This window comes from Blautia sp. HCP3S3_D9, from assembly GCF_052063845.1.
Taxonomy (GTDB): Bacteria; Bacillota; Clostridia; order Lachnospirales; family Lachnospiraceae; genus Blautia_A.
Window position 1 is genome coordinate 1 of the sequence record NZ_JBQHWS010000026.1, and the last position, 26,774, is coordinate 26,774.

The 26,774-nt window shown below is 43.2% G+C and carries 23 protein-coding genes and 3 pseudogenes; 5 read left to right on the forward strand and 21 right to left on the reverse strand.

Translation table 11 applies throughout. The features are described 5' to 3' along the window. A pseudogene (locus tag ACTNES_RS07255) lies at positions 1–110 on the forward strand (transposase); the annotation flags it as partial. Here the strand turns inward: ACTNES_RS07255 and ACTNES_RS07260 are convergent. Beyond that, positions 108–974, reverse strand: a pseudogene (locus tag ACTNES_RS07260) (glycoside hydrolase family 127 protein); the annotation flags it as partial. The pseudogenes ACTNES_RS07255 and ACTNES_RS07260 overlap by 3 nt on opposite strands. A gap of 13 nt (positions 975–987) precedes the next feature. After that, positions 988–1,518: a carbohydrate ABC transporter permease gene (locus ACTNES_RS07265; protein ID WP_331476612.1), complete on the reverse strand. Its 531-nt coding sequence runs from the start codon at positions 1,516–1,518 to the stop codon at positions 988–990. A 35-nt stretch (positions 1,519–1,553) separates the two neighbouring features. On the opposite strand from ACTNES_RS07265, the gene ACTNES_RS07270 reads away from it, so the two are divergent. Further along, positions 1,554–1,799 carry a hypothetical protein gene (locus ACTNES_RS07270; protein ID WP_330636009.1) on the forward strand — a complete coding sequence of 82 codons (246 nt, stop codon included), beginning with the start codon at positions 1,554–1,556 and terminating at the stop codon, positions 1,797–1,799. Positions 1,800–2,160: 361 nt separating this feature from the next. Here the strand turns inward: ACTNES_RS07270 and ACTNES_RS07275 are convergent, their stop codons facing one another. The 5 genes and pseudogenes from ACTNES_RS07275 to ACTNES_RS07295 all read right to left on the reverse strand — a co-directional run bounded on the left by ACTNES_RS07275 (position 2,161) and on the right by ACTNES_RS07295 (position 7,182). Further along, complete coding sequence (locus tag ACTNES_RS07275; protein WP_291816765.1) at positions 2,161–2,799, reverse strand: bifunctional 4-hydroxy-2-oxoglutarate aldolase/2-dehydro-3-deoxy-phosphogluconate aldolase; 639 nt, start codon at positions 2,797–2,799, stop codon at positions 2,161–2,163. A gap of 59 nt (positions 2,800–2,858) precedes the next feature. Then, a complete protein-coding gene (locus ACTNES_RS07280; RefSeq protein ID WP_441039040.1) occupies positions 2,859–3,794 on the reverse strand; it encodes a sugar kinase in 936 nt (311 codons plus the stop codon). Next, positions 3,794–5,515, reverse strand: a pseudogene (ilvD, locus tag ACTNES_RS07285) (dihydroxy-acid dehydratase); the annotation flags it as partial. The gene ACTNES_RS07280 and the pseudogene ilvD, both read right to left, overlap by 1 nt. Before the next feature lie 62 nt (positions 5,516–5,577). Then, on the reverse strand, positions 5,578–5,814 hold the full coding sequence (locus ACTNES_RS07290; protein WP_195284904.1) for an HPr family phosphocarrier protein: 237 nt from the start codon (positions 5,812–5,814) through the stop codon (positions 5,578–5,580). 12 nt (positions 5,815–5,826) lie between these two features. Beyond that, complete coding sequence (locus ACTNES_RS07295; protein WP_291816760.1) at positions 5,827–7,182, reverse strand: GntP family permease; 1,356 nt, start codon at positions 7,180–7,182, stop codon at positions 5,827–5,829. Positions 7,183–7,450: 268 nt separating this feature from the next. On the opposite strand from ACTNES_RS07295, the gene ACTNES_RS07300 reads away from it, so the two are divergent. Continuing rightward, complete coding sequence (locus ACTNES_RS07300) at positions 7,451–8,143, forward strand: FadR/GntR family transcriptional regulator (RefSeq protein ID WP_291805639.1); 693 nt, start codon at positions 7,451–7,453, stop codon at positions 8,141–8,143. Between the two features lie 66 nt (positions 8,144–8,209). Here ACTNES_RS07300 and ACTNES_RS07305 read toward each other — a convergent pair whose 3' ends face one another. Both ACTNES_RS07305 and ACTNES_RS07310 read right to left on the reverse strand, forming a co-directional pair. Then, positions 8,210–8,869 carry a trimeric intracellular cation channel family protein gene (locus ACTNES_RS07305; RefSeq protein WP_216459415.1) on the reverse strand — a complete coding sequence of 220 codons (660 nt, stop codon included), beginning with the start codon at positions 8,867–8,869 and terminating at the stop codon, positions 8,210–8,212. A 168-nt stretch (positions 8,870–9,037) separates the two neighbouring features. Then, positions 9,038–10,048, reverse strand: a complete 1,011-nt coding sequence (locus ACTNES_RS07310; RefSeq protein WP_291805635.1) for a LacI family DNA-binding transcriptional regulator — start codon at positions 10,046–10,048, stop codon at positions 9,038–9,040. A 386-nt stretch (positions 10,049–10,434) separates the two neighbouring features. Here ACTNES_RS07310 and ACTNES_RS07315 point away from each other — a divergent pair, with 386 nt between their 5' ends. Beyond that, entirely contained in the window at positions 10,435–12,870 is a 2,436-nt protein-coding gene (locus tag ACTNES_RS07315; protein ID WP_291816758.1) for a GH36-type glycosyl hydrolase domain-containing protein, read from the forward strand. 230 nt (positions 12,871–13,100) lie between these two features. Here ACTNES_RS07315 and ACTNES_RS07320 read toward each other — a convergent pair whose 3' ends face one another. Continuing rightward, a complete protein-coding gene (locus ACTNES_RS07320; protein WP_291805630.1) occupies positions 13,101–14,111 on the reverse strand; it encodes a GGGtGRT protein in 1,011 nt (336 codons plus the stop codon). A gap of 18 nt (positions 14,112–14,129) precedes the next feature. Continuing rightward, positions 14,130–14,822, reverse strand: a complete 693-nt coding sequence (locus ACTNES_RS07325; protein WP_019161164.1) for an iron-sulfur cluster assembly scaffold protein — start codon at positions 14,820–14,822, stop codon at positions 14,130–14,132. 382 nt (positions 14,823–15,204) lie between these two features. Here ACTNES_RS07325 and ACTNES_RS07330 point away from each other — a divergent pair, with 382 nt between their 5' ends. Next, positions 15,205–15,945 carry a TraX family protein gene (locus tag ACTNES_RS07330; RefSeq protein WP_291817506.1) on the forward strand — a complete coding sequence of 247 codons (741 nt, stop codon included), beginning with the start codon at positions 15,205–15,207 and terminating at the stop codon, positions 15,943–15,945. Between the two features lie 169 nt (positions 15,946–16,114). Here the strand turns inward: ACTNES_RS07330 and ACTNES_RS07335 are convergent, their stop codons facing one another. The 10 genes from ACTNES_RS07335 to ACTNES_RS07380 all read right to left on the reverse strand — a co-directional run bounded on the left by ACTNES_RS07335 (position 16,115) and on the right by ACTNES_RS07380 (position 26,751). Beyond that, a complete protein-coding gene (locus tag ACTNES_RS07335) occupies positions 16,115–16,936 on the reverse strand; it encodes a transglutaminase domain-containing protein (RefSeq protein ID WP_441039041.1) in 822 nt (273 codons plus the stop codon). Then, complete coding sequence (locus ACTNES_RS07340; protein ID WP_216459426.1) at positions 16,933–17,601, reverse strand: UDP-N-acetylglucosamine pyrophosphorylase; 669 nt, start codon at positions 17,599–17,601, stop codon at positions 16,933–16,935. Before ACTNES_RS07340 ends, ACTNES_RS07335 begins: the two co-directional genes overlap by 4 nt. 86 nt (positions 17,602–17,687) lie before the next feature. Further along, a complete protein-coding gene (locus tag ACTNES_RS07345; protein ID WP_291817501.1) occupies positions 17,688–19,859 on the reverse strand; it encodes a DNA topoisomerase in 2,172 nt (723 codons plus the stop codon). A 1-nt stretch (position 19,860) separates the two neighbouring features. Further along, complete coding sequence (locus ACTNES_RS07350; protein WP_291817499.1) at positions 19,861–20,616, reverse strand: formate/nitrite transporter family protein; 756 nt, start codon at positions 20,614–20,616, stop codon at positions 19,861–19,863. 215 nt (positions 20,617–20,831) lie between these two features. After that, a complete protein-coding gene (selD, locus tag ACTNES_RS07355; protein WP_291804698.1) occupies positions 20,832–21,881 on the reverse strand; it encodes a selenide, water dikinase SelD in 1,050 nt (349 codons plus the stop codon). 141 nt (positions 21,882–22,022) lie between these two features. Further along, positions 22,023–22,259, reverse strand: coding sequence for a DUF3343 domain-containing protein (locus ACTNES_RS07360; protein WP_216459433.1), 237 nt, complete (start codon positions 22,257–22,259; stop codon positions 22,023–22,025). A 193-nt stretch (positions 22,260–22,452) separates the two neighbouring features. Then, a complete protein-coding gene (asd, locus tag ACTNES_RS07365; RefSeq protein ID WP_119233950.1) occupies positions 22,453–23,538 on the reverse strand; it encodes an aspartate-semialdehyde dehydrogenase in 1,086 nt (361 codons plus the stop codon). A 136-nt stretch (positions 23,539–23,674) separates the two neighbouring features. Further along, positions 23,675–25,054, reverse strand: coding sequence for an argininosuccinate lyase (gene argH, locus ACTNES_RS07370; protein ID WP_291817498.1), 1,380 nt, complete (start codon positions 25,052–25,054; stop codon positions 23,675–23,677). Positions 25,055–25,132: 78 nt separating this feature from the next. Beyond that, positions 25,133–25,765: an epoxyqueuosine reductase QueH gene (locus ACTNES_RS07375; protein WP_291817497.1), complete on the reverse strand. Its 633-nt coding sequence runs from the start codon at positions 25,763–25,765 to the stop codon at positions 25,133–25,135. 74 nt (positions 25,766–25,839) lie between these two features. Then, a complete protein-coding gene (locus tag ACTNES_RS07380) occupies positions 25,840–26,751 on the reverse strand; it encodes a phosphatidylserine decarboxylase (RefSeq protein ID WP_291804687.1) in 912 nt (303 codons plus the stop codon). Positions 26,752–26,774: the final 23 nt, after the last annotated feature.

Genomic DNA, 26,774 nt, shown 5'->3' on the forward strand with positions numbered 1-26,774 from the left:
GACAGATTAAAATTAATTTCGATGGAGGTGATTTATCCTCCGATGCAGGCTTACTTCTTATCAAAGAATTCGTAAGCAAACTCGGTATTGATAAGCTTTTTGAGCATGCATGCATTTAAAAGCCCCTCATCCTGATAGGCTTCTGCCAGATCTGCCATTGCACAGTACAGATAAACGGTACGTACAGCATGTCCTTCTGCTGTTGTCTGCTCTCTGACAGGCAGGTGTGACTGAGAATACTCCGGAGTGTAATCTACAAATTCAGGGAAGATCAGTTTATAATCCGGGCGGCTCATTTCTTTCATGAAATAGTTTTCTCCCACACCTCTGGCATCTATAAAGTATTTTACCTGCTTCAGATATTTCAGATTATCAGTTACTCTTGCAAGTTTGATCAAGCCGATTTCCACTTCCTCATGTCCCGGATATCCGTGTATTTTACCTTCTTCCATTCCAAAGGTATCACAGATCAGATCTGCAAATCTGCACATACAGTCCAGGAATTTTCTCTTTCCGGTCCCCTCATAGTAGGCAACCGCTGCTTCCATCAGATGTCCGGCTGTATATAATTCATGACCTTCGCAGAGATCTGTCCAGCGTTTGTCCGGCTCTTTGATTGTAAAATAGGTATTGATGTATCCGTCCTCACACTGTGCGTCTGCGATCAGATCAATTACTTCATCTGCTGTTTTTTCCAGCGCTTCATCCGGATAGCAGGCAAGGGAAAATCCTACTGCTTCCAGCCATTTTGCAACGTCTGTGTCCTGAAAAACCGCTCCGTAAAAATCACCTTTCGTTCTTCCTGCTGCAATCTTAAAGTTTTCCAGACAGTGGCTGGATTCTGCATCCGGGATTCTGTCATTCATTGCCTCCCACTGATACGGGATGATCGCATTTCTTACAAGGTCAACGTGCTTGGACCAGAATGGATCTTGGATGGAAATTTTTTTTAAGTCCAATGAATTTGCTCTCATATTTTTTTCTCCTTTACGCTTTTACAGCTCCGTTTGTCAATCCACTGACAATGTATCTCTGCATGAAGATAAAAATCAATACAACAGGGGATATTGCAATGATACCAAATGCCATTGTGGAGTTCCACAGTGTCTGATATTGTTGTACATAATTATAAATACTAGATGTGATTGGTCTCATGTTCGGGTTTGTGATAAATGTAATACCATAGATCAGGTCGCCCCATGCATATACGAATGAGAATACTGCTACAACCACTACACCCGGCTTTGCAATTGGAAGCATGATCAGGAAGAAGGATTTCCAGTGTCCACAGCCGTCAATGTTTGCCGCCTCATCCAGTTCCTTCGGGATGGACAGGAAATAGGTTCTCAGAATGATAATACTGAAAAGAATACCAAGTGTGGCATCTGCCAGGATTGGTGCCCAGTATGTATTTAACAGTCCGATTTTTGAGAACATAATATATAAGGATGTCAGCACCAAAGTGGATGGAAGCATCTGTGTGATCAGGAAGAACAGAATCATAGCTTTTTTTTGCACGGAAGCGGAATCTTGCCAGACCATATGATGCAGGTATGGATAAAACAGTGGAAATAATGGTTGCTCCAACAGCGATGATCGTACTGTTTTTAAATCCACGGAGTGTAGTATCACTGGATGCGGAAAGCTGTGCTTTAAATGCATCAAGAGAGAGATTTCTCGGCCATAATGGTGTGGGGATCTCAAAGATTTCCACCTGTGTTTTTAATGCTGTAACTACCATCCAGTACAGAGGGAATATAAAAATCACAAAGATAATGAATCCGCATCTTTTAGTGTAATCATATTCATATCCTCTGCTTCCTTTCGTATTTGTTGACCTGATTGTATAAAAAAAGTACGGTTGCAGCCACCAATTATTGCGTATATCATGCTTTACATTGGGGTTTACATCGTACATTTACAGCGTTTTATGAGATATAAGGTTAGTATTTTATGCCCCTGACTGTATCAATGCTTTTTGTGCAGCCGTCTTGTAGTACTTCGTACCGTTAAAAATGGAATAGCCGTTTTGCAGTAGCGGAACTGGCATTCCGTTTAAGCGTAATTTGCACTACTTGCTCATAACCGAAACATAACGAAGGGACAGGAAATCCTAAACGACTCCTGTCCCTGTCTGTTGAATATGTGTAACAGCACCGATTATTTTCGGATAGATTCAACCAGATTTCTGGCTTCTGCTGTCAGCTCTTTAATTTTGTCAAATGCCCCTGCTTTTACAAGATCTCCTTTTACCATCCAGCTTCCGCCGCAGCATATGATCTTGTCAAAGGAGAGATAATCCTCCAGATTCTTTGCATTAATTCCACCTGTAGGCATGAATTTAATTCCTGTATAAGGTGCTGCCATAGCTTTGATCATGGCAATTCCTCCTGCCTGTTCTGCAGGGAAGAATTTTACAGTTTTCAGGCCGCGTTTCACTGCCTGTGCTACTTCAGAAGGGGAAATGCATCCCGGTAAAACAGGAATCTCTTTTTTCAGGCAATAGTCTACAATCTCCGGATCAAAACCAGGACTTACAATAAACTTTGCACCTGCTTTCACAGCTGCATCCACCTGCTCTGTGGTAAGTACAGTTCCTGCTCCAACCAGCATTTCCGGGAACTTTTCAGCCATCAGACGGATGGACTCTTCTGCTGCCGCTGTACGGAAAGTTACTTCTGCACATGGAAGTCCTCCTTCTACAAGTGCCTGGGCAAGCGGCACTGCATCCTTTGCATCTTCCAGAACTACTACAGGGACAACTCCCACTTCATGAAATCTTTCTGCTAAATCTTTCATTCGAATTTTCTCACCTTTCATAATGTTGTTATCGAATCTCATCCATAAATCCTGATGTTTTATCTCTTAATATCAAAATTCATTTCCATTACATGTCTGATCAGGGAAACGTCATCTGTAATATTTCCGTCTCCATGGATCGTATGCTTCACTGCACTTGCAGCAACACCGAAGTTTACTGTATCCTCAGGTGTGTAATCATTCATCAGTGCGTAGATAATTCCGCTTACAAATGCATCTCCGCCTCCCACTCTGTCCAGAATGTGGAAAGTCAGACGTCTGCTTTCATAGATTTCTCCATCTTTCCACAGATAAGCAGAAAGACTGTTCTCACTGCAGCTGTGTGCAAATCTCACATGTCTCGCAATGCATTTGATATTTGGATATCTCTCCACAAAAGCTTCAAATACTTTTTTCTGTTCTTCACAGTTTGGCTGGAAAGGAACACCGTCCTTCACATCTCCGGCTCCATGATCCTCTTTATTTTTCCAGATATGATAAGGTTCTATTCCAAAAAGAACATCCACATACGGCAGACAAAGTGTACAGAAATCTCTTGCTTCTTCCCAGCTCCATAAGGTGCTTCTGAAGTTTCCGTCAAAGCTGACTGTCATACCGCTTTCCTTTGCAGTTTTCAGACAGGTCAGGATCAGTTCCCTGCAGCTTTTTCCAAGGGCAGGAGTGATGCCGCTTAAATGAAGCCATGTATAACCTTCCAGCAGTTTTTTCACATCTGTCTTACTGAAATCATACTCAGAAAATGCACTGTGTTTTCTGTCATAAACTACCTTGCTTGGGCGGATTCCATATCCGGTTTCCAGATAATAGGTTCCCAGACGATGAGTAGGTGTCTCTTCTTCTGTAGAATAAACAATGCTGTCACAGTTTACATCATTGCTCCGCATCATACGCACAGCACTTTTGCCCAGACTGTTATCCGGCACAACTGTAAAAAATGATGCATCAATTCCAAGATTTGCAAGGGAAAGGGCCACATTCGGCTTGCTGCATGCTGGCTGAAAAGACGCAACACACCTTTTTTGTATTTTGCTTCTCTTGGTTTCCAGTTTTTACGTCTTTCTGCAAGAATCTCATCGATTTCTTCCATGGACTTGCGCTCTCCTGCGATTCCGATGATATTTAATTTTCTTTCCATAACATCGATTTCGATCAGGTCGCCTTCTTCTACCAGTGCAATAGGGCCTCCGTCAACAACCTCCGGGCTGCAATGTCCGATAACCGGACCTGTAGATGCACCTGAAAAACGGCCGTCAGTGATCAGGGCAATGCTCTTTCCAAGTTCTTTATCACTGCTGATTGCTTCGGAAGTATAGAACATTTCCGGCATTCCGCTTCCTTTCGGTCCCTCGTAACGGATAAATATAGCATCACCTTTCTGAACCTTATGTTTCAGTACTGCATCCAGGCATTCTTCCTCGCTGTCAAAAGGTCTTGCGCGAAGAACGGATTTAAACATTTCCTTCGGGCATGCAGTATGTTTGATCACTGCACCTTCCGGTGCCAGGTTTCCACGAAGGATTGCAATACTTCCATCTGTTCCGATTGCTTTATCATATGGACGGATAATATCTTCTTTTGTAAGATTTACATTGTATCGTTTGTTAAATTCCTGAAGCCACTTCTCACATTTCTCATAGAATCCGTTGTTCTTCAGCTCTTCAAGGTTTTCACCCAGAGTCTTGCCTGTAACTGTCATGACATCCAGATGGAGATGCTCTTTGATCTCTTCCATGATTGCCGGTACACCGCCTGCATAGTAGAAACATTCTGCAGGCCAGCGTCCTGCAGGACGAACATCCAGAAGATATCTTGCATTTCTGTGGAGTCTGTCGAAGGTGTCTCCTGTGATCTCAATGCCAAATTCATGAGCAATTGCAGGAAGATGAAGCAGACAGTTTGTACTTCCGGAGATTGCTGCATGTACAAGGATTGCATTCTCAAAGCTGTCCATTGTTACAATATCAGAAGGACGCATATTTTCCATCTGTGCGATTCTTACAGCCTGTCTTCCTGCTTCTCTTGCAAAAGCCAGAAGATCCGGACTTGTGGATGGCATCAGTGCTGTACCCGGAAGTGCAAGTCCCAGTGCTTCTGCCATGATCTGCATTGTAGATGCTGTTCCGATAAAAGAGCATGCACCACAGCTTGGGCAGGCATTACATTTTGCCCAGTCAAGCTTCTCTTCGTCAATTTCGCCACGTTCAAATTTAGCGCTGTACATTCCAAGCTGTTCCAGAGTCAGCATTTCCGGTCCTGCATTCATAGTTCCGCCCGGTACAAATACAGACGGAATATTAACTCTTGCAAGTCCCATCAGATTTCCGGGTACACCCTTATCACAGCTGGAGAGATAAACTCCTGCATCAAATGGTGTTGCATTTGCATGAATTTCAATCATATTTGCGATCATTTCACGGCTGGCAAGACTATAGTTAATTCCATCTGTACCCTGGCTTTCTCCGTCACAGATATCTGTGCAGTGATAACGGGCACCAAATCCGCCTTCCTCAGCAATTCCCTTGCGAACCTCTTCCACAAGAATGTTCAGATGTCCACTTCCAGGATGGCTGTCTCCGTATGTACTCTCTACCATAACCTGTACTTTTCCCAGGTCTTCTTTCTTCCATCCTGTACCAATACGCAGCGGATCAAGCTCCGGTGCAAGTTTTCTCATTTCCTGACTTTTTAACTGCATGATTTTTTCCTCCTGTAATTTTATACTGTTAGAATCAAAAGGTATTTTGACTCTGATATCATTTATTTTCGAATCAGATTCAGGCTTTCCAGCTTTTCTCTGACGAATTCTGCTTCTTCTTCTCCTACACCTATTTCCACCTGTTCAAAGGTCGGCAGACTGAAGACCCCAAGCATGGACTTGGCATCTACCACATATCTGCCACAGAGCAGATCTACGTCACCTCTGCAGCTCTCTGCAATCTGTACCAGATGTTTCGCATCATACATATCTCTTAAATAAACCGGTATCTTTACCATTCTCTCTGCCTCCTATGCAAAAATCGAAATAACCAGGCTTACAATCAGTGCTGTGAAACCGATCAGTGTCTCCATGATCGTCCAGGATTTCAGTGTTGTCTTCTCGTCGATCTCAAGGAAGGTTCCTACAAGCCAGAATCCTGCATCATTTACATGGCTCAGAGCTGTGGCACCTCCACAGATAGCGCAGCACATTGCTGCTCTGTAGAGCATACTTGTATCCATAACTGCCGGCATGGTTGCCATAATTCCGGATGCCATTGTCATTGCTACGATGGAGCTTCCCACAGAAGCACGGACAAGAATAGCAATGAAAAATGCGATCAGGATCAGCGGAAGTCCGCTTTTCTCAAGAGCAGGTCCGATGATGTTTCCAAGTCCGGAATCCTGCAGCATCCAACGGATCACACCGCCACTGGCAATAACCAGAAGGATCATACCTACAGGTCTGAGGGAGTGATCCAGGATTTTCTTTAACTGTGCACCTGAGAAGCCTCTGCGGATTCCCAGGAAATACATTGCAGCCAGAGTTGCAATTGTCAGTGCCAGGAATGGTTTTCCAAGGAATCCCAATACATCCTGTACACCTGCCGGAAGCGGCATATATTTTGATAAGGTACTGAGAAGGATCAGAACAAGAGGTATGAGGATCACACCAAGTACCAGTCCAAAGGATGGCAGTTCTTTTCCGTCATCTTTGATCTCGCCTACATTGGCAGGAAGCTCTGTAAAAATCTTATTTCCGATAAATCCGCCCCAGATAATACCGGAAACCAGCATACAGATTAATGCTGTAGGAATTCCGACCATGATCATGGTTCCCAGGTTTACACCAAGCGCGTTTGCCACAAGTACAGATCCGGCTGACGGCGGTACAAAAGCGTAACCACTGGCAAGACCTGACAGAAGGGGGATTGCATAATACAGAGTTGATTTTTTTGTCTGTTTCGCAACACTGAATGCCAGCGGGATCAGTACCACAACTCCTGCTTCAAAGAATACTGTGGTTCCGATTACCAGTCCTGTAAGTCCCAGTGCCCATCCTGCTTTTTTCTGACCAAATTTATGGATCAGTGTCTCCGCAATCCTCTGTGCGCCACCGCTTACTTCCAGGATTCCTCCAAACATAGAGCCAAGACCTACCAGAAGCGCAATGCCCTGAAGTGTTTTTCCAACACCCTTTTCTACTGTGTCGGAAATCATGGTAAGGGGCATTCCTGCACCTGCTCCGATGATAATGGCTGAAATCATCATTGACAAAACCGGATGAAGTTTGAACTTGATGATCAGTACCAGTAGTACGATGATTCCTACTGCTGCTGCGATCATTAATCTCATGGGATCTGCCACAAAAGTTGTTTCTTCCATTTTTCCTTTTACCTCCTTGATTCATCTGATGTTTTTCTGTTTTTTCTCAAATACATCTGACCTATTTTCTGTTTTTCTTCTGAATTTACTTGTTTTTTCGCTTTTCGCTCTTCAATTCATCTGATGTATTTATCATATATTCTCTTCTCCCAAAATGCAATATGGAATTTTATCTAAATTTTTGTGCATATTATCACTTTGACATTCATTACGAAACACATTATCATAAAGATTAAGAAATTTCAGAGTTAGAAACGGAGTAAATCATATGACGAATTCATCAGAAGAAAAAAGTCTTCCACAGAAAATCTCGGAAGACATTATTTCACTTATATTAGAAGAGAACCTGCAGCCCGGAGACAAGCTTCCTAATGAAACGATTCTTTCTGAGCGTCTGAACGCAGGAAGAAGTTCTGTCCGGGAGGCCATGAAGCTACTTGCTTCAAGAAACATTGTTACCATACGCCAGGGTTCCGGCACTTATATCGCTTCTTCTCCGGGAATGGTTGAAGATCCTCTGGGTTTTACCTTTATCGGAAATAAACAGAAGCTGATCCATGATCTTCTGGAGGTACGTTTCCTACTGGAACCTTCCATAGCAGCTATGGCAGCTACGAATGCAGAAGAAAAAGACATAAAAAAAATCACCGCTCTCTGCGATGAAGTAGAGGTGTTACTGAATAATCATGAAGATCATACACAAAAGGATATTGAGTTTCACGCTGCAATTGCCCTGAGCAGTAAGAACGTTGTGGTTCCGCGGCTGATCCCGGTGATCAACAGCTCTATTCCTCTTTTTGTGGAGACCACCGGAAATACTCTTCATACCGAAACAATTGAAACGCATCGTGAGATTGCAGATGCCATCGCAGCCCACGATCCTCTCCGCGCACAGGATGCCATGTATCTTCATCTGGTCTATAACAGAAAACGAATCCAGCTTATCGAAAATAAAAACTGAAAAAGTTCTTGCAAAACATACAGAAAAAGAGAATTCCGGAGAAATATGACTCCGGAATTCTCTTTTTTATTTTCGTTCATGTGGTGACAGCCTCGGCAGATTCCAGTGGTAATGTGCTGCCAGATAACGGATCAGCACTACCACGATTGAAGATACGATCATAGCTTCCACATTTCCAACAAACCGATTCATATAAACACACACGATTGCACCAATAATCGACGCACAGGCATAGATATGCTTTACAAAAATATACGGCGGTACACTTGCCATCATGTCTCTGAGCAGACCGCCGCCTACTCCTGTGATGGTTCCAAGGAATACAAGCAGGAATGCATTGTCCATATATCCCTGGTGGATTCCCGTATTTACTCCTACTACTGTAAAAATCCCCAGCCCGACAGAATCCATCGCCAGCATAATTTTATCATAGGTTTCCCGTCTGTGTCCCTGCAGCAGTTCTCTCTTGAAATAAAAGATAAAGAAAACAATGCAGGAAGTAAGCACTGACACCAGCGCATACACGGGATTCGTAAATACAGCCGGAGGGATCACTCCCAGAACAATATCCCTGATCATCCCTCCTCCTACTGCTGTTGCCACTCCCAGAACGCTGACGCCGAAAATATCCATATTCCGTTCTACGCCTACCATGGCTCCTGAAGCGGCAAATGCCACTGACCCTGCCATTTCCATAACAAATGTTACAATTGACTGATAATCCATATTTAGTTTTTAACTCCTGATTCTATTTTATTGTTACTGTTGATTCCATGCACAGTAACTTCTTATTCGCTGCTGTCCCATCCTCTCTGCAGCAGTATACTTTTACAGTATACAAAACATGTTCCCCAAAAGCTTCAAAAATCCTGCCCCTGTAAAAATTCTTTTCTCCTATAACAACTGCTGTACAGATGCTCCTTTAAACAAAGTACCATCCACTGTAAATCTGTCAACCAGTGTTGTCTTCGGATTCTCGATCAGATCGATCAGCTTCTCCGCCGCGATCCTGCCGATCGCCGCTGTATCCTGACAGAGTGTGGTCAGTTTCGGCTCCAGTATCTTCGCAATGGTAATTCCATCATATCCCGCAATGGAAATATCCTCCGGAATCCGAAGTCCTCTTTCTCTGATCTCATTGATCCCTCCGATCGCCGCGTAATCATCCGGATAAAGGATACAGGTCGGCGGATTCGGAAGATCCAGAAGTTCTCCCGTTGCTTTCGCTGCACTGTCCGCATCTCTGTATGGACTTTCTTTAATATATTCATCCGGAGTGTCCACTCCCATTCTCTGCAGGGTTCTGTGAAAACTTGTAAGCCGGATTCTTGTCACAGAAGTATTATCGCCGTGAATATAGGCAATTCTTCTGTGTCCCTGCTGGTAAACATAGGTGACAAGATCCTCCATGCCCTGACTGTTATTGGAAACAACCGCAATATTTCCATCAAATACATGGTCGATGGTAACCACCGGAATATCTGACCGGATCAGTTCCTGCACCTCATCTGCATAAAAATCCACGCAGGCAACTACAACTCCGTCTACTCCTCTGTAACGGCAGTGCTCATAGTAACTCAGCTTCTGTCCGGAAATTTTCCCGCTTGTAAAAGTGATATCGTAACCTCTCTCCTCTGCCGTTCTCTTAAAACTCTCCAGCACATGATTAAAATAATCATGGGTAAGTCCGCTGGCCGCTTCATCCACGAACATCACTCCAAGATTGTAGCTTCTCTTGGTCTTCAGCGTTCTTGCCGAAGAATTAGGCAGATAGCCCATTTCCGAAGCCGTTTTCAGGATAAATTTCCTTGTTTCTTCACTGATATCAGAATAACCGTTCAGTGCTTTGCTGACACTCGCCACTGAAACATTACACTTCTTTGCAATCTCTTTCATTGATACCATAGGCGTGCCTCAATCTTTCCTAAAATTTTCGTAAACGTTTTCGTACATTTTTATGTTTTCATTATATAACTACTCGCACAATTTTTCAAGCTGTAAGGCGATTTCTTTGTGCATTTTTCATACATTTCGTATGGCTGCACAATTTTTCGCCTTCATATTTTCCTTTTATCACAAAGACCATTCATCATTTTAACGAAAATCATCCTTTGATTTTGGCTACTTATTTTTATTCAAAACAGTTGATTTTCTCGTTTTCTTCCGCTATACTAGGGACAAATAGCAGTAATCGCCACGATGATCGTTTGTTTTAGTCTAAACTTATTCGTTTTCGTGTTTGAATTTTCTGTATATTCCAAACAATTCCAGCAAAAACAAGAGGATATTTTATGAAATTCGGTTATTTTGATGACAATGCCAAAGAATACGTCATCACCACACCAGATACTCCACTGCCATGGATCAATTATCTGGGTTCTCAGGACTTCTTTTCACTGATCTCCAACACCTGCGGTGGATACAGTTTCTACAAAGATGCCAAACTTCTTCGTATCACCCGTTATCGTTACAACAACATTCCGGCAGACTCCAACGGAAAATATTACTACATCCATGACGGAGAAGACATCTGGAATCCAGGCAGCATGCCATCAAAGACGCCTCTGGATTCTTATGAATGCCATCACGGAATCGGCTACAGCCGTTTTCTTTCTTCCAAAAACGGATTAAAAGCAGATCTTCTTGCTTTTGTCCCGGTAAATACTACCTGTGAGATCAACAAACTGACTCTTACCAACACAACCGACACTCCGAAAACCTTTTCTCTTTTCTCTTATGTAGAATTCTGTCTCTGGAACGCAGTCGATGACAGCACAAACTTCCAGAGAAATTTAAGTATCGGAGAAGTGGAACTCGAAGGCAGTACGATTTATCACAAAACAGAATATCGTGAACGCCGCAGACATTACAGTTTCTTCAGCGTAAACAGCCCGGTTGATGGTTTTGATACAAGCAGAGATGCTTTTCTTGGTATGAATAACGGAAACGCTTTTCCTGCTGCTGTAAAAGAAAATAAAGCAAGAAATTCCGTGGCAAGCGGCTGGTATCCAATCGCAAGCCACCAGATTAATATAACACTTTCTGCCGGAGAATCCAAGGACTTTATTTTCGTTCTTGGCTACAGTGAAAATCCGCAGGATCAGAAATTCGTGGCTCCGAATGTAATCCGCAAAGACGGCGCACACAAAATCCTTGAACAGTTCCAGACAACTGAACAGGTTGACACTGCATTTGCAGAGCTGAATGCTTACTGGGATAAATTACTCTCACGTTATCATGTAGAAAGTAACGATGAGCATGTAAACCGTATGGCAAATATCTGGAATCAGTATCAGTGTATGGTTACCTTTAACATGTCACGTTCTGCTTCTTATTATGAATCCGGTACCGGCCGTGGAATGGGATTCCGTGATTCCTGTCAGGATCTGCTCGGTTTCGTACATCTGATTCCTGAACGTGCAAGAGAACGTATCCTGGATATCGCAGCCACCCAGTTCGAGGACGGAAGTGCTTATCACCAGTATCAGCCGCTTACCAAGAAAGGCAACCTGGATATCGGAAGCGGATTCAACGATGATCCGTTATGGCTGATCGCAGCGGTTTCCGCTTACTTAAAAGAAACCGGTGATTTCTCTATCTTAAACGAAATGGTTGACTTTGATAACCAGAAAGAAAAAGCAGCTCCTCTGTATGAGCATCTGCGCCGTTCTTTTGAATACACAGCTACTCACCTCGGACCGCACAAACTTCCGCTGATCGGACGCGCAGACTGGAATGACTGCCTGAATCTGAACTGCTTCTCCACAGAACCAGGAGAATCTTTCCAGACTACAGGACCATCTGAAGGACCGGTTGCCGAATCTGTATTTATCGCCGGTATGTTTGTAAAATATGGTAAAGAATTTGCAGAAATCAGCCGTCATATAGGCGATACCGCTGCTGCTGATAAAGCTGAAAAAGAAGTCGACGCCATGTATCAGGCAATTCTGGATGCAGGCTGGGACGGAGAATGGTTTGTCCGTGCATATGATGCAGAATCTAAGAAAGTCGGTTCCAAAGAATGCAAAGAAGGTCAGATTTTCATTGAGCCGCAGGGCTTCTGTGTTATGGCAGGAATCGGTGTCAAAGAAGGTCTGGCAGAGAAAGCTCTGGATTCTGTCAAAAAACGTCTGGATACCAAATATGGCATTATGATCCTTCAGCCGGCTTACACCCAGTATTATTTGAACCTTGGAGAAATTTCCTCCTACCCACCGGGATATAAAGAAAATGCAGGTATCTTCTGCCACAATAACCCATGGGTTTCCATCGCAGAGACTGTGATCGGACGCGGCAACAGAGCTTTCGAAATCTATAAAAAAACCTGCCCGTCTTATATTGAAAATATCAGTGAAATCCACTGCACAGAGCCATATGTATATTCACAGATGGTCGCAGGCGCTGACGCAGTTTTCCATGGTCAGGCAAAAAACAGCTGGCTGACCGGTACCGCAGCATGGACTTTCTGGAACCTGTCTCAGGCTATCCTGGGTGTACAGCCATCCTACGATGGACTTTGCATCAATCCATGTATCCCGGAAGGATTTGGTGATTTCACACTTACCAGAACATTCCGCGATGCCGTTTACCACATCGAAGTAAAGAACCCGGATAACGTTCAAAAGGGTGTTAAGAAAGTGGTTGTAGACGGCAAAGAATATGAAGGCTGCCTGATTCCATTTGAAAAAGGAAAGAAAGAATATCATGTGACTGTTTACATGGGATAATAATTTCATTCTTTTTACTCACAACAGACACATCATAAACATAAAAGTCGATTTTCAGATATCATCCACAGGAGTTTGCTTCTCCTGTGATGATCTGAAAATAGACTTTTTTATTTCCAAATGTAAAAAAGCAGACACACCACCAGCTTTTTCAGCTAATAATGTGTCTGCTATTAAACCTGTCTGGACACAAATCTTACTTTATTAAGATCAAAATCTATATTCTGATATTAGAATTTACCAGCTTTAGCAGCTTCTTCAATAGAAACAGCTACTGCAACTGTCATACCAACCATCGGGTTGTTACCAGCGCCGATGAGACCCATCATTTCTACGTGAGCCGGTACGGAAGAAGAACCAGCGAACTGTGCATCAGAGTGCATACGTCCTAATGTATCTGTCATACCGTAGGAAGCTGGACCTGCTGCCATGTTGTCCGGGTGAAGGGTACGTCCTGTACCGCCACCGGAAGCAACTGAGAAGTATTTCTTACCTGCTTCAAGACGTTCTTTCTTGTATGTACCTGCAACCGGATGCTGGAAACGTGTCGGGTTTGTGGAGTTACCTGTGATAGAAACGTCAACGTCTTCTTTCCACATGATAGCAACACCTTCCGGAACGCTGTTAGCGCCGTAGCAGTTAACTTTTGCACGAAGTCCTTCGGAGTATGCTTTTCTGAATACTTCTTTAACTTCGTTCTTGTATGGGTCGTATTCTGTCTCTACATATGTAAAGCCGTTGATACGGGAAATGATCTGAGCTGCATCTTTTCCAAGACCGTTCAGGATAACACGTAATGGTTTCTGACGAACTTTGTTAGCTTTCTCAGCGATACCGATAGCACCTTCAGCTGCTGCGAAGGACTCATGTCCAGCCAGGAAGCAGAAGCACTCTGTTTCTTCTTCAAGAAGCATTTTGCCAAGGTTACCATGTCCAAGACCTACTTTACGTGTGTCAGCAACGGATCCAGGAATACAGAATGCCTGAAGACCTTCACCGATAGCTGCTGCTGCGTCTGCTGCTTTTTTACATCCTTTTTTGATTGCGATTGCAGCACCTACTGTATATGCCCAGCAAGCGTTTTCGAAACAGATTGGCTGAATGCCTTTGATCTGATCGTATACGTGAAGACCTGCGTCTTTTGTAATTTTCTCAGCTTCTTCGATAGAAGCAATGCCATAGCTGTTTAAAACAGAATTGATCTTGTCAATTCGTCTCTCATATGATTCAAATAAAGCCATTTCCTGTTACCTCCTAAATTATTCTTTTCTTGGGTCGATAATTTTAACAGCGTCTGCAACACGGCCGTACTGACCTTTTGCTTTTTCCCATGCAGTATTCGGGTCATCGCCTTTTTTGATGAAATCAGTCATTTTTCCAAGGCTTACGAACTGATATCCGATGATCTCATCATCTGCATCAAGAGCAATACCTGTTACATAACCTTCTGCCATTTCAAGGTAACGAGGTCCTTTTTTCAGAGTTCCATACATTGTACCAACCTGAGAGCGAAGTCCTTTACCAAGGTCCTCGAGTCCGGCGCCTACCGGAAGTCCGTCTTCTGAGAATGCAGACTGTGTACGTCCGTAAACGATCTGAAGGAAAAGTTCTCTCATAGCTGTGTTAATCGCATCACAAACTAAGTCAGTGTTCAGTGCCTCCATAACTGTAAGTCCCGGAAGAATCTCGGAAGCCATAGCTGCAGAGTGAGTCATACCTGAACATCCGATAGTCTCAACCAGTGCTTCCTGGATGATACCTTCTTTAACATTTAATGTAAGCTTGCAGGCACCCTGCTGTGGTGCACACCAGCCAACACCGTGTGTAAGACCGGAAATATCTTTGACTTCTTTTGCCTGTACCCATTTAGCTTCTTCTGGGATTGGAGCGGCGCCATGATGAACGCCCTGTGCAACTGGGCACATTTCTTCTACTTCGCGTGAATAAATCATTGTAAAACTCCTTTCAAGTATAGATTAACTTCATGTTGTTATACCCGTCACTGTACGGAACTGCTGAATGAACCATACAATGTAAATCTCTGAAGTCTGCTGAATTACTTCAGAGGAGTATGCCTAACAACCTAGTATTATTTTCTCACAAAAGTGGTGATTCGTCCAGTCATAATTTGTAAAATTTTTAACTATCTTTAATTTTTTTGCTGCACAGACATCTTCTTATGCAATGTTTTGGTAAATTTTAATAAATCCCCGCCAAAAATCTCTTTCTGTTAAATAGCGAAGTATATAATTTTATGATACAATGTACCAGAGCGTGTTTGAAAAATCATTTCTCGTTAAATTTTAATCTTATTTTTAAGAAAGGATTTCTGTTATGACAACACAATTACCAGCTTCCTTTCTCCCGGAGAAATTCCGGATTCTGAGTGGAAGCGTCTTGAAATTAATTGCTATTATTCTGATGCTCATCGATCATACCGGATTGATGATCCTGTATAATTATCCTGCCACAACTGCGACTCTTTTTCATTTTGGTGGAATAGATTACAGCTGGTATCGCATTTTTCGTGATATCGGAAGAGCCGCATTTCCCATCTTCTGTTTTCTTCTGGTGGAAGGATTTCTGCATACCCATGACCGTAAGAAATACGGGCTGAACCTACTTGTGTTTGCATGTATCTCTGAGATTCCGTGGAACTTCATGTTTACCAACACCTGGAGATACGAGAAGCAGAATGTATTCTTTACTCTGTTTCTGGGATATCTGGCTTTCTGTGCACTGGAATATTTCTGGGATAACCAGAAGATGCAGTTCCTGTGTATACTGGCACTGCTGGCCGTTTCAATATTCCTGAAGGCAGATTACGGATGGCGTGGATTTGTATTCCTGCTGATCATGTACTGGTTTCGCAATGAAAAAACCGCTCGGGCAATCATTGGAAGCTGCTGGCTGTATTACGAATGGAAAGCATGTTTTGCATTTCTGTCCATTAATATGTACAATGGCGAACGTGGATTCATAAAAGGAAAATTTCTGAAATATGTTTTTTACTGGTTCTATCCGGTACATATCATCATTTTGGTAATCCTCAGAAAAATCTTATTTCTGTCCTGATGTCCGGCGGATATTCGCAATTAAAGCAGGGGGCTTACCTGATTGGGTTAAAACGCATATAAAATACAGGGCAGACCGATATAAACAATAGGCTTACATAAGCTGACCAAAATAAAAAGATGCAAGAAAGAAAGATATCAAGCATATCTTATCTCTATTGCATCTTTTATTATTTCCAGTTTACTTTACCGCCATCTATCTCTAATGCATATGTCTTATCGCATCTGAGTCTATACGGGTATTTGTTTCTTGCCACAAAAAACAGGTTGGCGTCCAGATGTCCATTCTGCATACTGCAGTCTATCATTTTCCATCCTGAATCAACACGTACCTCGCACCATCCATGCGGGGACAGGGGATGTGTCGGTCCCCAGGCTGTTACAGCTCCCACTGCAACCCTGCTGTCATATCCAAGAACCCGGGCAATATATGCCATGGTTACTCCATAATAATAGCAATCACCACAATGTCTGGTAAACATAAACCGGGCATAAGACGGCAATTGCGAAACACCAGGCGGCGTATCCCCTTTATTCAGATATGGGTATTTTCTCAATGCGTCAAAACACTGCCTCAGTCGTGCCCTTTGTCTGGAACCCGGATTTGAATTCTTCATCACAAAATCCACCGCCAGTTTTACCTCAGTTGATGTAACTCTGACTCCGGCTCTGTCTACATAATAGTATCCTCTGGATCTGGAACCTACGATCTTATTTCTTGCCAGAGCATAATCGGATTCAAAATAGTAATATTGTCTTCCAATCTTTTTCCATCCTTTGATCCGTTTACCATTTTCCGCATAATAACGCTGTCTGTTCTTTGTATACCATCCTGTATACAGATTTCCTGTCCTGTCACAGACTTTTCCTTTTTCCATGGTTATTTCAGCCTCTGCAGCAATATTCGAAGCCCCATACGCAGCAGAAGTCAGGAGCAGTATCACCATAAATGACACTGCTATGACAAAAATCTGTTTTAATATCTTTTTCACTGTTTCTCAACAACTTCTGTTCTTGATTTGTAAATGTGATTTGCAGGTACACATCCTCTTACTGAGGAGAGCGGATAAATATTGCAGCAACGTCCGATCACTGTTCCTGGATTTAATACAGAACCGCAGCCAACTTCTACATTGTCGCCAAGCATTGCGCCAAATTTTTTCAGACCTGTTTCAATCTTTTCATCGCCATCTTTTACAACTACCAGTTTCTTGTCAGATTTTACATTAGAACAAATGGAACCTGCACCCATATGGGATTTATAACCAAGAACAGCATCACCTACATAATTGTAATGCGGAACCTGTACTTTGTTAAAGAGCACCGCATTTTTCAGCTCTGTAGAGTTTCCTACCACTGCCCCCTCACCTACGATTGCCTTACCACGAATAAATGCGCAATGACGTACCTCTGCCTCTTTGCCAATAATAACTGGTCCATTGATGCAGGCTGTCGGTGCTACTTTTGCACTCTTTGCGATCCACACGTCTTCTGACGGATGGTCATATTCTTCTTCTCTCAAAGTCTGTCCGAGTTTCATGATGAAATCGCCAATCTCTGGTAATACTTCCCACGGATAGGTCTTTCCTTCGAATAAATCCTTTGCGATTGTTTCATTTAAATCCAGAAGATTTGCAATTGTAAAATCTTTTAACATAATATTTTCCTCTTTTCTCTTGCTATACGATAATTTTCATTAAGCCTCTGTTTTCGGCTTCAGATTATAATCTGAAAGCTGCAACACTACTTTTTATCTGCCGTTTTCCTGTAAGTACGTGAACGACTTGTTCCTGCTGTTGTTCTGCCTGCCGTTTTCGTCCCGGTTTTGGCAGTTGAATCTTTATAGTTCACTGCTGCAGCATCAAAAAACTGACGCAGATATGGCTGAAAATTACTTTCCTCTACCTGTTTGGTCCTGATACGGATAAAATGTTCCAGTTTATCCATATACTCCTGTTCCGTGATGCTTCCCTCGGCTACATAATTAAGACCTTTCTCCCAGCTTGCCGTAAGCTCCGAATTCAACAACTGCCTGATAGAACAGTTTACCACGTCAAAAATCATCTCTCCCAGAAGGGTCGGTGTGATCACCTGTGTTTTCTTATTCAACGACAGATATTTGATATTAACCAGTTTCTTAAGAATTTCTGCTCTGGTGGCGCTGGTGCCGATTCCGCAGCTCTTAATCTGAGCACGGAGTTCTTCGTCCTCAATAAGCTGTCCGGCATTTTCCATTGCAAGGATCATCGAACCGGAATTGTAACGCTTCGGCGGTGATGTCTCACCCTCTTTGATACTCAGGCCGTCCACGGAAAGTATATCACCTTTTTTCAGGTTCTGCAACGCAGCAAGGAGTCTGCTGTCACATGCCATATCTTCCGAAGAATCGTCTGAACCATTCTTTCCGTTATCTGAATCTGCATCATCACTTCCATTATTCCCTGCTGCACCAGTTCGGTTTCCACCACTCATAGCATCTGCTGCTTTTCGCTTCGCAAAAGAATTTGTGGCAACTTTTAAGTATCCTTCATCCAGCAGTACTTTAAATGAGGAAAAGAAACTTTCATTTTGGATTTTTGTCACAAGACTGACTTTCTGATACACGGCAGGCGGATAGAAAATGCACACAAATCTTCTGACAATTGTTTCATATACACGCTGCGCGGTAAGAGATACACTCTTTAACGCATTCAATCCCTGACCAGTTGGTACGATCGCATAATGGTCGGTAATCTGCTTATCGTTGACATATCTGGTCTTCGCCAGATTTTTATAATTGCCCTGCTCGATAATGTGCTGTGCGATCTCTGCTGTATGTTCATAATTACGCAGGCCGGAGATATTTTTGTAAATCTCCTTTGCTGCAGCAGTTGATAACACACGGGCATCGGTTCTCGGATAAGTGACCAGTTTCTTTTCATACAGTTCCTGTACAATCTTTAATGTCTCATCCGGGCTGATCTTGAACAGTTTGGAGCAGACATTCTGAAGCTCCGCCAGGTTAAACAACAACGGCGGATTCTTATTCTCTTTCTTTCGCTCTACTTTTTCTACAATACACTGCAACGGCTGATTTACGGATAACTCCTGAATCAATTTCTCCGCATACGCTTTCTCTTTAAATCCATTCTCTTTATACAGATAAGGAGTCTGGAAATATCTGCTGCCTTCGACAGCTCTCCACTCTCCCTCAAAGTTTTCTCCCTCAAGGGCAATGCTGCTGAGTACGCGGTAAAACGGTGTTTTCACAAATGCACGGATCTCACGCTCTCTTCGCACTACCATCCCAAGTACGCAGGTCATAACTCTTCCTACGGAAATAGCCTGATACTTCGTATTTAAATAATTCGACACACTGTTTCCATAACGCAGGGTCAGTACACGGGAAAAATTGATTCCCATGAGATAGTCTTCTTTCGCCCGAAGATAGGCTGAAGCAGAAAGATTGTCATAGGCTGACAGATCCTTTGCCTCTCTGATTCCTCGCATGATCTCTTCTTCTGTCTGAGAGTCGATCCAGACTCTCTTTTCTTTTTTTCCATGAACGCCTGCCATCTGTGCGACCAGGCGGTAGATATATTCTCCCTCACGCCCGGAGTCGGTACACACATAAATAGTGTCCACGTCCTCACGGTTAAGCAGCCCTTTTACAATCTCGAACTGCTTCTGTACACCTGGGATTACTTCATATTTAAATTCGCGCGGCAAAAAAGGCAGGGTATCTAAACTCCACCTTTTATATTTGATATCATATTTTTCCGGGTAGCTCATGGTGACCAGGTGTCCGACACACCAGGTCACCACGCTGTCCTGAGATTCCAGGTAGCCATCCCGTCTTTGTCCGTTGATTTTCAAAGCTTTTGCGAATTCCTGTGCCACACTGGGCTTTTCGGCTATGTATAAAGCTTTTGACATATTATTTATCTGCACTCATCTTTCTAAGCGGCCATGCCAGCAACAAGGCGCCGCCTACCATATTTCCTAATGTTACTACTACCATGCTCTTGACCATGGCTCCGATGGATAATCCAGGTATCAGGCAATATGCGGTAACAAAGATTCCCATGTTTGCGATGCAGTGCTCAAATCCACTTACAACGAATCCTGAGATACACATGGTGATCATCAGAAATCTTCCTGCATCACTCTTTAATTTCATTCCGCAGAGTACACCAAGGCATACAAAGAAGTTACAGAGCACTGCTCTGAAAAACATCTGTCCAAGCGGAATACTCAGCTTGTTTCCGATAAATCCTGCAAAATAATCTGCTGTTCCGGATGCTCCTGCCCATACAAAAATCAATGCAAAGATCGCACATCCGACAAAGTTTCCAATGTAGCTTACGCCCCATACCTTACCTGCTTCTTTCCAGCTTACCTGTTTGTCATAGGCTCCAAATGCCATTACCATATTGTTTCCGGTAAAAAGTTCGCCGCCTACGAAGCTGATCAAAAGCACTGCAATGGAGAATACCAACGCCCCCACAAATTTTCCCCATTCAGGCATGGTCTTGGAGAAGACGTTTCCAACTACATTACTGTAGATCATGGCCATATCAATAAAAAAGCCTGCCATGATCGCACGGATAAAGTACTTGAAAAAATTGGTGTTTACCAGATTACTCTTGGCTTTCGCCGCGTTTGACACTTTCTGTACATCTTCGTAATTCATAACTGCACCTCCGCAATGTATTTTATTGAGAACATTATATCATTTCAATGTCTGTTCTACAACCAAAATATTCAAACAATTTCTTAATATTTGTTTGGATTTGTAATTATGTTTCATTATATCCGAAGATTTTTTAGTTTAATTTCTTTAACTTTGTAGTTATCTATTCAATTCTGAAATTATACAAGTATCTGAAATTAATGCTGAAATTTTTATTATTCAAACACAACCGCTTTCTCCTGCCGCTCTGTTACATATCCAATAATGCCGCCAAAAATATCCATACCTGAAAGTTCTTCTGCAAGGGCATTAGCTTCTTCTGATGGTACTGCAAGCAGAAGTCCACCGGATGTCTGCGGATCAAATACCAGATCTTCCATCCAGAGCTCTTTGATCTCGCTTCGCACTTCACTGCCTGCGAAATCACGGTTTCTGTATGCACCTTCGGGAATTAATCCCATCTGCGCGTATTCTTCTACTCCCTCAATGATCGGAAGTTTCTCAGACTGGATCACCAGAGTCTTGTGGCTGCCTTTTGCCATCTCCAGGCTGTGTCCTGCGAGGCTGAATCCGGTTACGTCTGTACAGCTGTGGATCGTGTATTTGGATGCGATCTCTGCTGCGTATTTGTTCAGCTTCGCCATGATCTTCTGGACTCTCTCGATTTCTTCCTGAGATGCCATTTCTGCCTTAATAGCAGTGTTGAGGATTCCGCATCCCAGTGGTTTGGTAAGGATGAGGATATCGCCTGCTTCGGCACCGTAGTTTTTCCACATTTTGTCCGGATGTACGTAGCCCGTTACGCAGAGTCCGTATTTCGGTTCTTTGTCATTGATGGTGTGACCGCCAGCAAGGACTGCTCCGGCCTCCATAACCTTATCCGCACCACCGCGCAGGATCTGTTCCAATACTTCCGGACCAAGGCAGTTTGGAAATGCTACGACATTTAATGCCAGCTTCGGTACACCACCCATTGCATACACATCACTCAGCGCATTGGCCGCTGCGATCTGGCCGTACATGTACGGATCATCTACTACCGGCGGAAAGAAATCTACGGTGTGGATCATTGCCAGCTCATCGTTGATTTTGTATACTGCTGCATCGTCCGATGTCTCCGGGCCTACCAGAAGCATCGGATCTGTAAATTTCGGAAGTTTGCCCACTACCTGTGCCAAGACTTTAGGACCGATCTTTGCGCCGCATCCGGCTGCGCTGGCGAGCTGTGTGAGACGTACTTTATTTTTATCTGTTTCGTTTCCCATAAGTTTATTCACCCCAGTTAAATTCAATGCTCAAAATCTCTCCAAATAGAGATTCTGAATTTAATTGTATCATGGATTCACATATCCGTCAAAACACTGAGGTTCTATTATATATTGGATAATCCGATAAATCCAGAAGATTTATATGAGAATCCTATAAATCTTCTCATATTCCAGATCCTGTTCTTTCATATAAGAAGTGGTTTCTTCCTCGCTCTGTTCTCCGCATTTCCACGCAAGACCGCAGGAGGCAGATATCTCTCTTGGAACGGGAATGAGTCTGCCTGTAAATCCAGTTTTCTTACACTCCCGTTCCATGGCAATTGCCTGAGTAGTAGTTCCAAACGTTACTACTGTTGTCAATACCTTTTCTTTCATGACCAATCATATCCTCTCTATCATATGTGTTCCTATTCTAACTTACCAGACACATTTTTGCAAACTCTATCTCCTGTTCGGCAGATATTCTCAATCTACACTCAGTCAATTAACCATTCTAAAGACAATACTCTTTTTACGGTACAAAAAAAGAGGTGCCGGCACCGACACCTCTTTCATTACTTTTTATAAATTATTTCGCCTGGATATATCCCTTAGCTTTTAATGTCTCAGCGCAGAGAACTGCTCCGCCTGCTGCACCTCTGACTGTGTTGTGGGAAAGTCCTACGAATTTCCAGTCATATACAGTATCTTCACGAAGACGTCCTACAGATACTCCCATGCCGTGTTCGAAGTTTACATCCTCTGTTACCTGTGGACGGTTGTCCTCTTCTAAGTACTGGATGAACTGCTTCGGAGCGCTTGGAAGTTCTAATTCCTGTGGAAGTCCTTTGAACTCTACCAATGCTTTGATAAGCTGTTCTTTCGTCGGGTTCTTACGGAATTTAACGAATACGGCTGCTGTATGTCCGTTCAGTACCGGTACACGAATGCACTGGCATGTGATAACTGGTTCTGTAGCAGGTTTTATCACACCATCTTCTACTTTACCCCAGATTCTTAACGGCTCTTTCTCACTCTTCTCTTCCTCGCCTCCGATGTATGGAATGATGTTTCCAACCATTTCCGGCCAGTCTTTGAATGTTTTACCTGCTCCGGAGATTGCCTGGTATGTAGTAGCAACTACTTCATATGGCTCGAACTCTTTCCATGCAGTTAATACAGGAGCGTAACTCTGGATAGAGCAGTTTGGTTTAACAGCGATAAATCCGCGTGTTGTTCCGAGACGTTTCTTCTGGGATTCGATTACATCGAAGTGTTCCGGGTTGATTTCCGGCACTACCATCGGTACGTCCGGTGTCCATCTGTGGGCACTGTTATTGGAAACAACCGGTGTTTCTGTCTTTGCATATTCTTCTTCAATCTTCTTGATCTCTTCTTTTGACATATCTACAGCAGAGAATACAAAGTCAACTGTTGCAGCAACTTTCTCTACTTCATTTACGTTCATTACGATAAGATTCTTAACACCCTCTGGCATTGGAGTGTCCATTTTCCATCTTCCGCCTACTGCTTCTTCGTATGTTTTTCCCGCACTTCTTGGACTTGCAGCTACAGTTACAACTTCAAACCACGGATGATTCTCAAGCAGGGAGATGAATCTCTGACCTACCATACCTGTAGCACCTAAAATACCGACTCTAAGCTTTTCACTCATAATATCTTTCTCCTCTTTATCTTCTACCCGCATCTCTACCCTTGCGCGGACATTTTTGTCCAGGCGTCCTTATATTGCGCACATCTGTCTTTCTTGTACATACTATACCAAACTAAAGTAAAATGCAAGTATTTTTTTAATTTTCTTCCAGATATTTTTTGTTCTCAGCGATGACTTTCTCCATTACATCAGGACCTGGTGCACCGATGGTCATACGTTTCTCTACGCAGGTGCGCATACTGATGGCTTCATAAATGTCGTTCTCGAATACAGGGCTGATGGCTTTGTATTCTTCAAGAGGAAGTTCATCCAGGGAGATTCCCCTGTCAATGCAGGCGAGTACCAGACGGCCTACAATACCGTGTGCGTCACGGAAAGGTACACCATGGTTTACCAGATAGTCTGCTGCATCTGTAGCGTTGGTAAAGCCGTTCTTTGCACTTGCTTCCATGTTCTGTTTGTTGAACTGCATAGTGGAGATCATACCTGTGAAGAGGGCAAGGCATCCTTTTACAGTGTCAATTGCGTCAAATGTGAGTTCTTTGTCCTCCTGCATGTCTTTGTTGTATGCAAGCGGAATTCCTTTCATGGTCGTAAGAATGGAAGTTAATGCTCCATATACACGGCCCGTTTTTCCTCTTACAAGTTCTGCGATATCCGGGTTCTTTTTCTGTGGCATGATACTGCTGCCTGTGCTGTATGCATCATCGATTTCTACGAAGCGGTATTCGTTGGAATTCCACATGATGATCTCTTCGCAGAAACGGCTCATGTGCATCATAATTGTGGAGAATGCGGACAGAAGTTCAATTACATAGTCTCTGTCTGATACAGAATCCATGCTGTTTCTGGTCGGTCCGTCGAAGCCGAGAAGTTTAGCTGTGTATTCTCTGTCAAGCGGATAAGTGGTTCCTGCCAGAGCACCTGCTCCCAGAGGACAGGTGTTCATTCTCTTGCGGATATCTGCAAGTCTGCTTCTGTCACGTACGAACATTTCAAAGTATGCACCTACATGGTGAGCAAGGGTGACTGGCTGGGCTTTCTGAAGATGGGTGAAGCCCGGCATGTATGTGTGGACATTCTCTTCCATAATTTTCTGAAGTGCTTCGAGAAGTTTCTTTACCAGTTCGTCTGTTTCGTCGATTTCATCTCTTACATAGAGTTTCATATCAAGAGCTACCTGGTCGTTACGGCTTCTTCCTGTATGAAGTTTCTTGCCTGCGTCACCGATTCTGTCGATGAGGTTTGCTTCTACGAAGCTGTGGATATCTTCATATTCAGATGTGATCTCAAGTTTGCCGGATTTTACGTCTGCAAGGATTCCGTCAAGACCTGCTTCGATCTGTTTTTTTTCTTCTGCTGTCAGGATTCCCTGTTTGGCGAGCATTGCTACGTGTGCTTTGCTGCCTCTGATATCCTGTTCGTAGAATTTCTGGTCAAAAGAGATTGATGCGTTGAAGTTATATACAAGTTTGTCTGTTTCTTTTGTGAAACGTCCGCCCCAAAGCTGTGCCATTGTGTTATTCCTCGTTTCTTTTTATTTTTTTTACTTTTACGTGTTAGTGTATCATATTTTTCTAGGATTGCAAAGTGGTTAGTTGGGATTCCTGTTCTCCGCTTCTCTTCTGGAATAAACGCATCCGCAGTAGTTCTGGCGGTAGAGGTCGTATTCGTGGGAGAGTTCGATGGAACGTTTGTATCCATTCTTTTTCTTAAAGTCGGATGGGAGGTGCTGGACATGGTAGATCTGCGCCAGTTCTTCTCCGATTTCGTTGATCTTGGCCGCATTTTTCAATGGGCTGATAGAGAGGGTTGTTGTGAAATAGTCATAGTCGCCTTCTTCTGCCAGTTTTGCAGCTTCTTCCATACGCAGACGGTAGCATTTGAAACAGCGTTCACCGCCTTCGGGTACATCTTCGAGGCCTTTTGCCATCTGGAAGAATTCCTGTGGATTGTAGTGGCCCTCCACCAGTTTGACAGGATGTTCAAATTCCATGGAATTTACCAGTCTGGTAATTTCGTGGACTCGTTTTTGGTATTCTTCTTCCGGGTAGATGTTTGGGTTGTAGTAGAATACTGTGATGTTGAAATATTTTGACAGGTATTCCAGTACGTAGCTGCTACAGGGTGCGCAGCAACTGTGGAGAAACAGACTTGGAACTTTATTGTCCTTTTGTTCCTGGTCTATAAGTTTTTCCAGTTCTTTTTGATAGTTTCGTTTATTCAATCGTGTTGTTACATCCTTTCTGTATCTTCACAAATGCTTTTTTATTATCATCTTTTATAAGATGCAAATCCAATTCAGGCATTCTCCATTGCTTCTTCGTAATAATGTGCTTTTTTCGATTTTCTGCACTCTCCAATGCGTTCGCCCATTTTTACAATGGTCTCATATCCCTCTTCCGTGTTCTCGATCAGGTCATAGTCAATGCGGACTTTTCCCGGCTGGATGAGGAGAATTACTGTGGAACCACCAAATTCAAAGTTGCCTTTTTCCTGGCCTTTTTTTACATCAGCAGAATTTTTATGGAGGTTTGTGATTTTTCCTACCATCATGGCACCTACCTCCATCATGAGGATTGTGCCAAATTGCTTTGTTTTCAGCAGGATATATTCTCTGGCATTTTCTTTGTAGATTGGGTATACGTCGTTTGCTGCAGGATTTACTGTGTGGAAAACGCCGGGCAGGGTTATGTTTGCGGATTTTCTGCCGTCTGCTACATAGCAGTAATGATGATAGTCGTCCACTGTAAGTCGAAAGATCAATGCATAGCCACCTGTATATCTCTCAGCAAGTGCTTCATTCTTCAGAAGCTGGCCTACTGTATATTCTGTATCTTTAATGCTGAAGCGGGAATCTGAGCTGATCCTGTGTACGGAGAGTTTTCCGTCGCAGGGGCTGATCAGGACGTTTTCACGCATATCGATCGGGCGTTCTTCTTTTCGGATGCGCCTTATGAAGAAATCATTCCATGAAGAGAAATTCCGCTTTTCGTAAATGCTCAGGTCGATCCTGTTGTTCTTTACAAAATCCGGTACAAATCTGGCAGAGAGTCTGGTATTAAGCAGGACTCCTGCTGCTTTTGACACGAAAGGTCGGATCAGGAGTTTCAGGCAGAGTCTGCCACCCCTGTCGTTATATAAATGCCGCAGAAATTTGTCCTGCTCATTCTCTTCAATCGTGATATTTCCTTTTCTGTCAATATACTTCATTTGTATCGTCCCTCCATGTAAAA

Excerpts from the sequence above, each read along its gene's own strand:
- ACTNES_RS07380 (WP_291804687.1), bottom strand. The coding sequence starts at position 26,751 with ATGAAGTATATTGACAGAAAAGGAAATATCACGATTGAAGAGAATGAG.
- argH (WP_291817498.1), bottom strand. The coding sequence starts at position 25,054 with ATGGCACAGCTTTGGGGCGGACGTTTCACAAAAGAAACAGACAAACTT.
- ACTNES_RS07330 (WP_291817506.1), top strand. The coding sequence starts at position 15,205 with ATGACAACACAATTACCAGCTTCCTTTCTCCCGGAGAAATTCCGGATT.
- ACTNES_RS07290 (WP_195284904.1), bottom strand. The coding sequence starts at position 5,814 with ATGGTAAAGATACCGGTTTATTTAAGAGATATGTATGATGCGAAACAT.
- selD (WP_291804698.1), bottom strand. The coding sequence starts at position 21,881 with ATGGGAAACGAAACAGATAAAAATAAAGTACGTCTCACACAGCTCGCC.
- ACTNES_RS07275 (WP_291816765.1), bottom strand. The coding sequence starts at position 2,799 with ATGAAAGATTTAGCAGAAAGATTTCATGAAGTGGGAGTTGTCCCTGTA.
- ACTNES_RS07305 (WP_216459415.1), bottom strand. The coding sequence starts at position 8,869 with ATGGATTATCAGTCAATTGTAACATTTGTTATGGAAATGGCAGGGTCA.
- ACTNES_RS07300 (WP_291805639.1), top strand. The coding sequence starts at position 7,451 with ATGACGAATTCATCAGAAGAAAAAAGTCTTCCACAGAAAATCTCGGAA.
- ACTNES_RS07310 (WP_291805635.1), bottom strand. The coding sequence starts at position 10,048 with ATGGTATCAATGAAAGAGATTGCAAAGAAGTGTAATGTTTCAGTGGCG.
- asd (WP_119233950.1), bottom strand. The coding sequence starts at position 23,538 with ATGAGTGAAAAGCTTAGAGTCGGTATTTTAGGTGCTACAGGTATGGTA.
- ACTNES_RS07340 (WP_216459426.1), bottom strand. The coding sequence starts at position 17,601 with ATGTTAAAAGATTTTACAATTGCAAATCTTCTGGATTTAAATGAAACA.
- ACTNES_RS07270 (WP_330636009.1), top strand. The coding sequence starts at position 1,554 with ATGGATAAAACAGTGGAAATAATGGTTGCTCCAACAGCGATGATCGTA.
- ACTNES_RS07325 (WP_019161164.1), bottom strand. The coding sequence starts at position 14,822 with ATGATTTATTCACGCGAAGTAGAAGAAATGTGCCCAGTTGCACAGGGC.
- ACTNES_RS07295 (WP_291816760.1), bottom strand. The coding sequence starts at position 7,182 with ATGGAAGAAACAACTTTTGTGGCAGATCCCATGAGATTAATGATCGCA.
- ACTNES_RS07350 (WP_291817499.1), bottom strand. The coding sequence starts at position 20,616 with ATGAATTACGAAGATGTACAGAAAGTGTCAAACGCGGCGAAAGCCAAG.
- ACTNES_RS07320 (WP_291805630.1), bottom strand. The coding sequence starts at position 14,111 with ATGGCTTTATTTGAATCATATGAGAGACGAATTGACAAGATCAATTCT.
- ACTNES_RS07315 (WP_291816758.1), top strand. The coding sequence starts at position 10,435 with ATGAAATTCGGTTATTTTGATGACAATGCCAAAGAATACGTCATCACC.
- ACTNES_RS07345 (WP_291817501.1), bottom strand. The coding sequence starts at position 19,859 with ATGTCAAAAGCTTTATACATAGCCGAAAAGCCCAGTGTGGCACAGGAA.
- ACTNES_RS07360 (WP_216459433.1), bottom strand. The coding sequence starts at position 22,259 with ATGAAAGAAAAGGTATTGACAACAGTAGTAACGTTTGGAACTACTACT.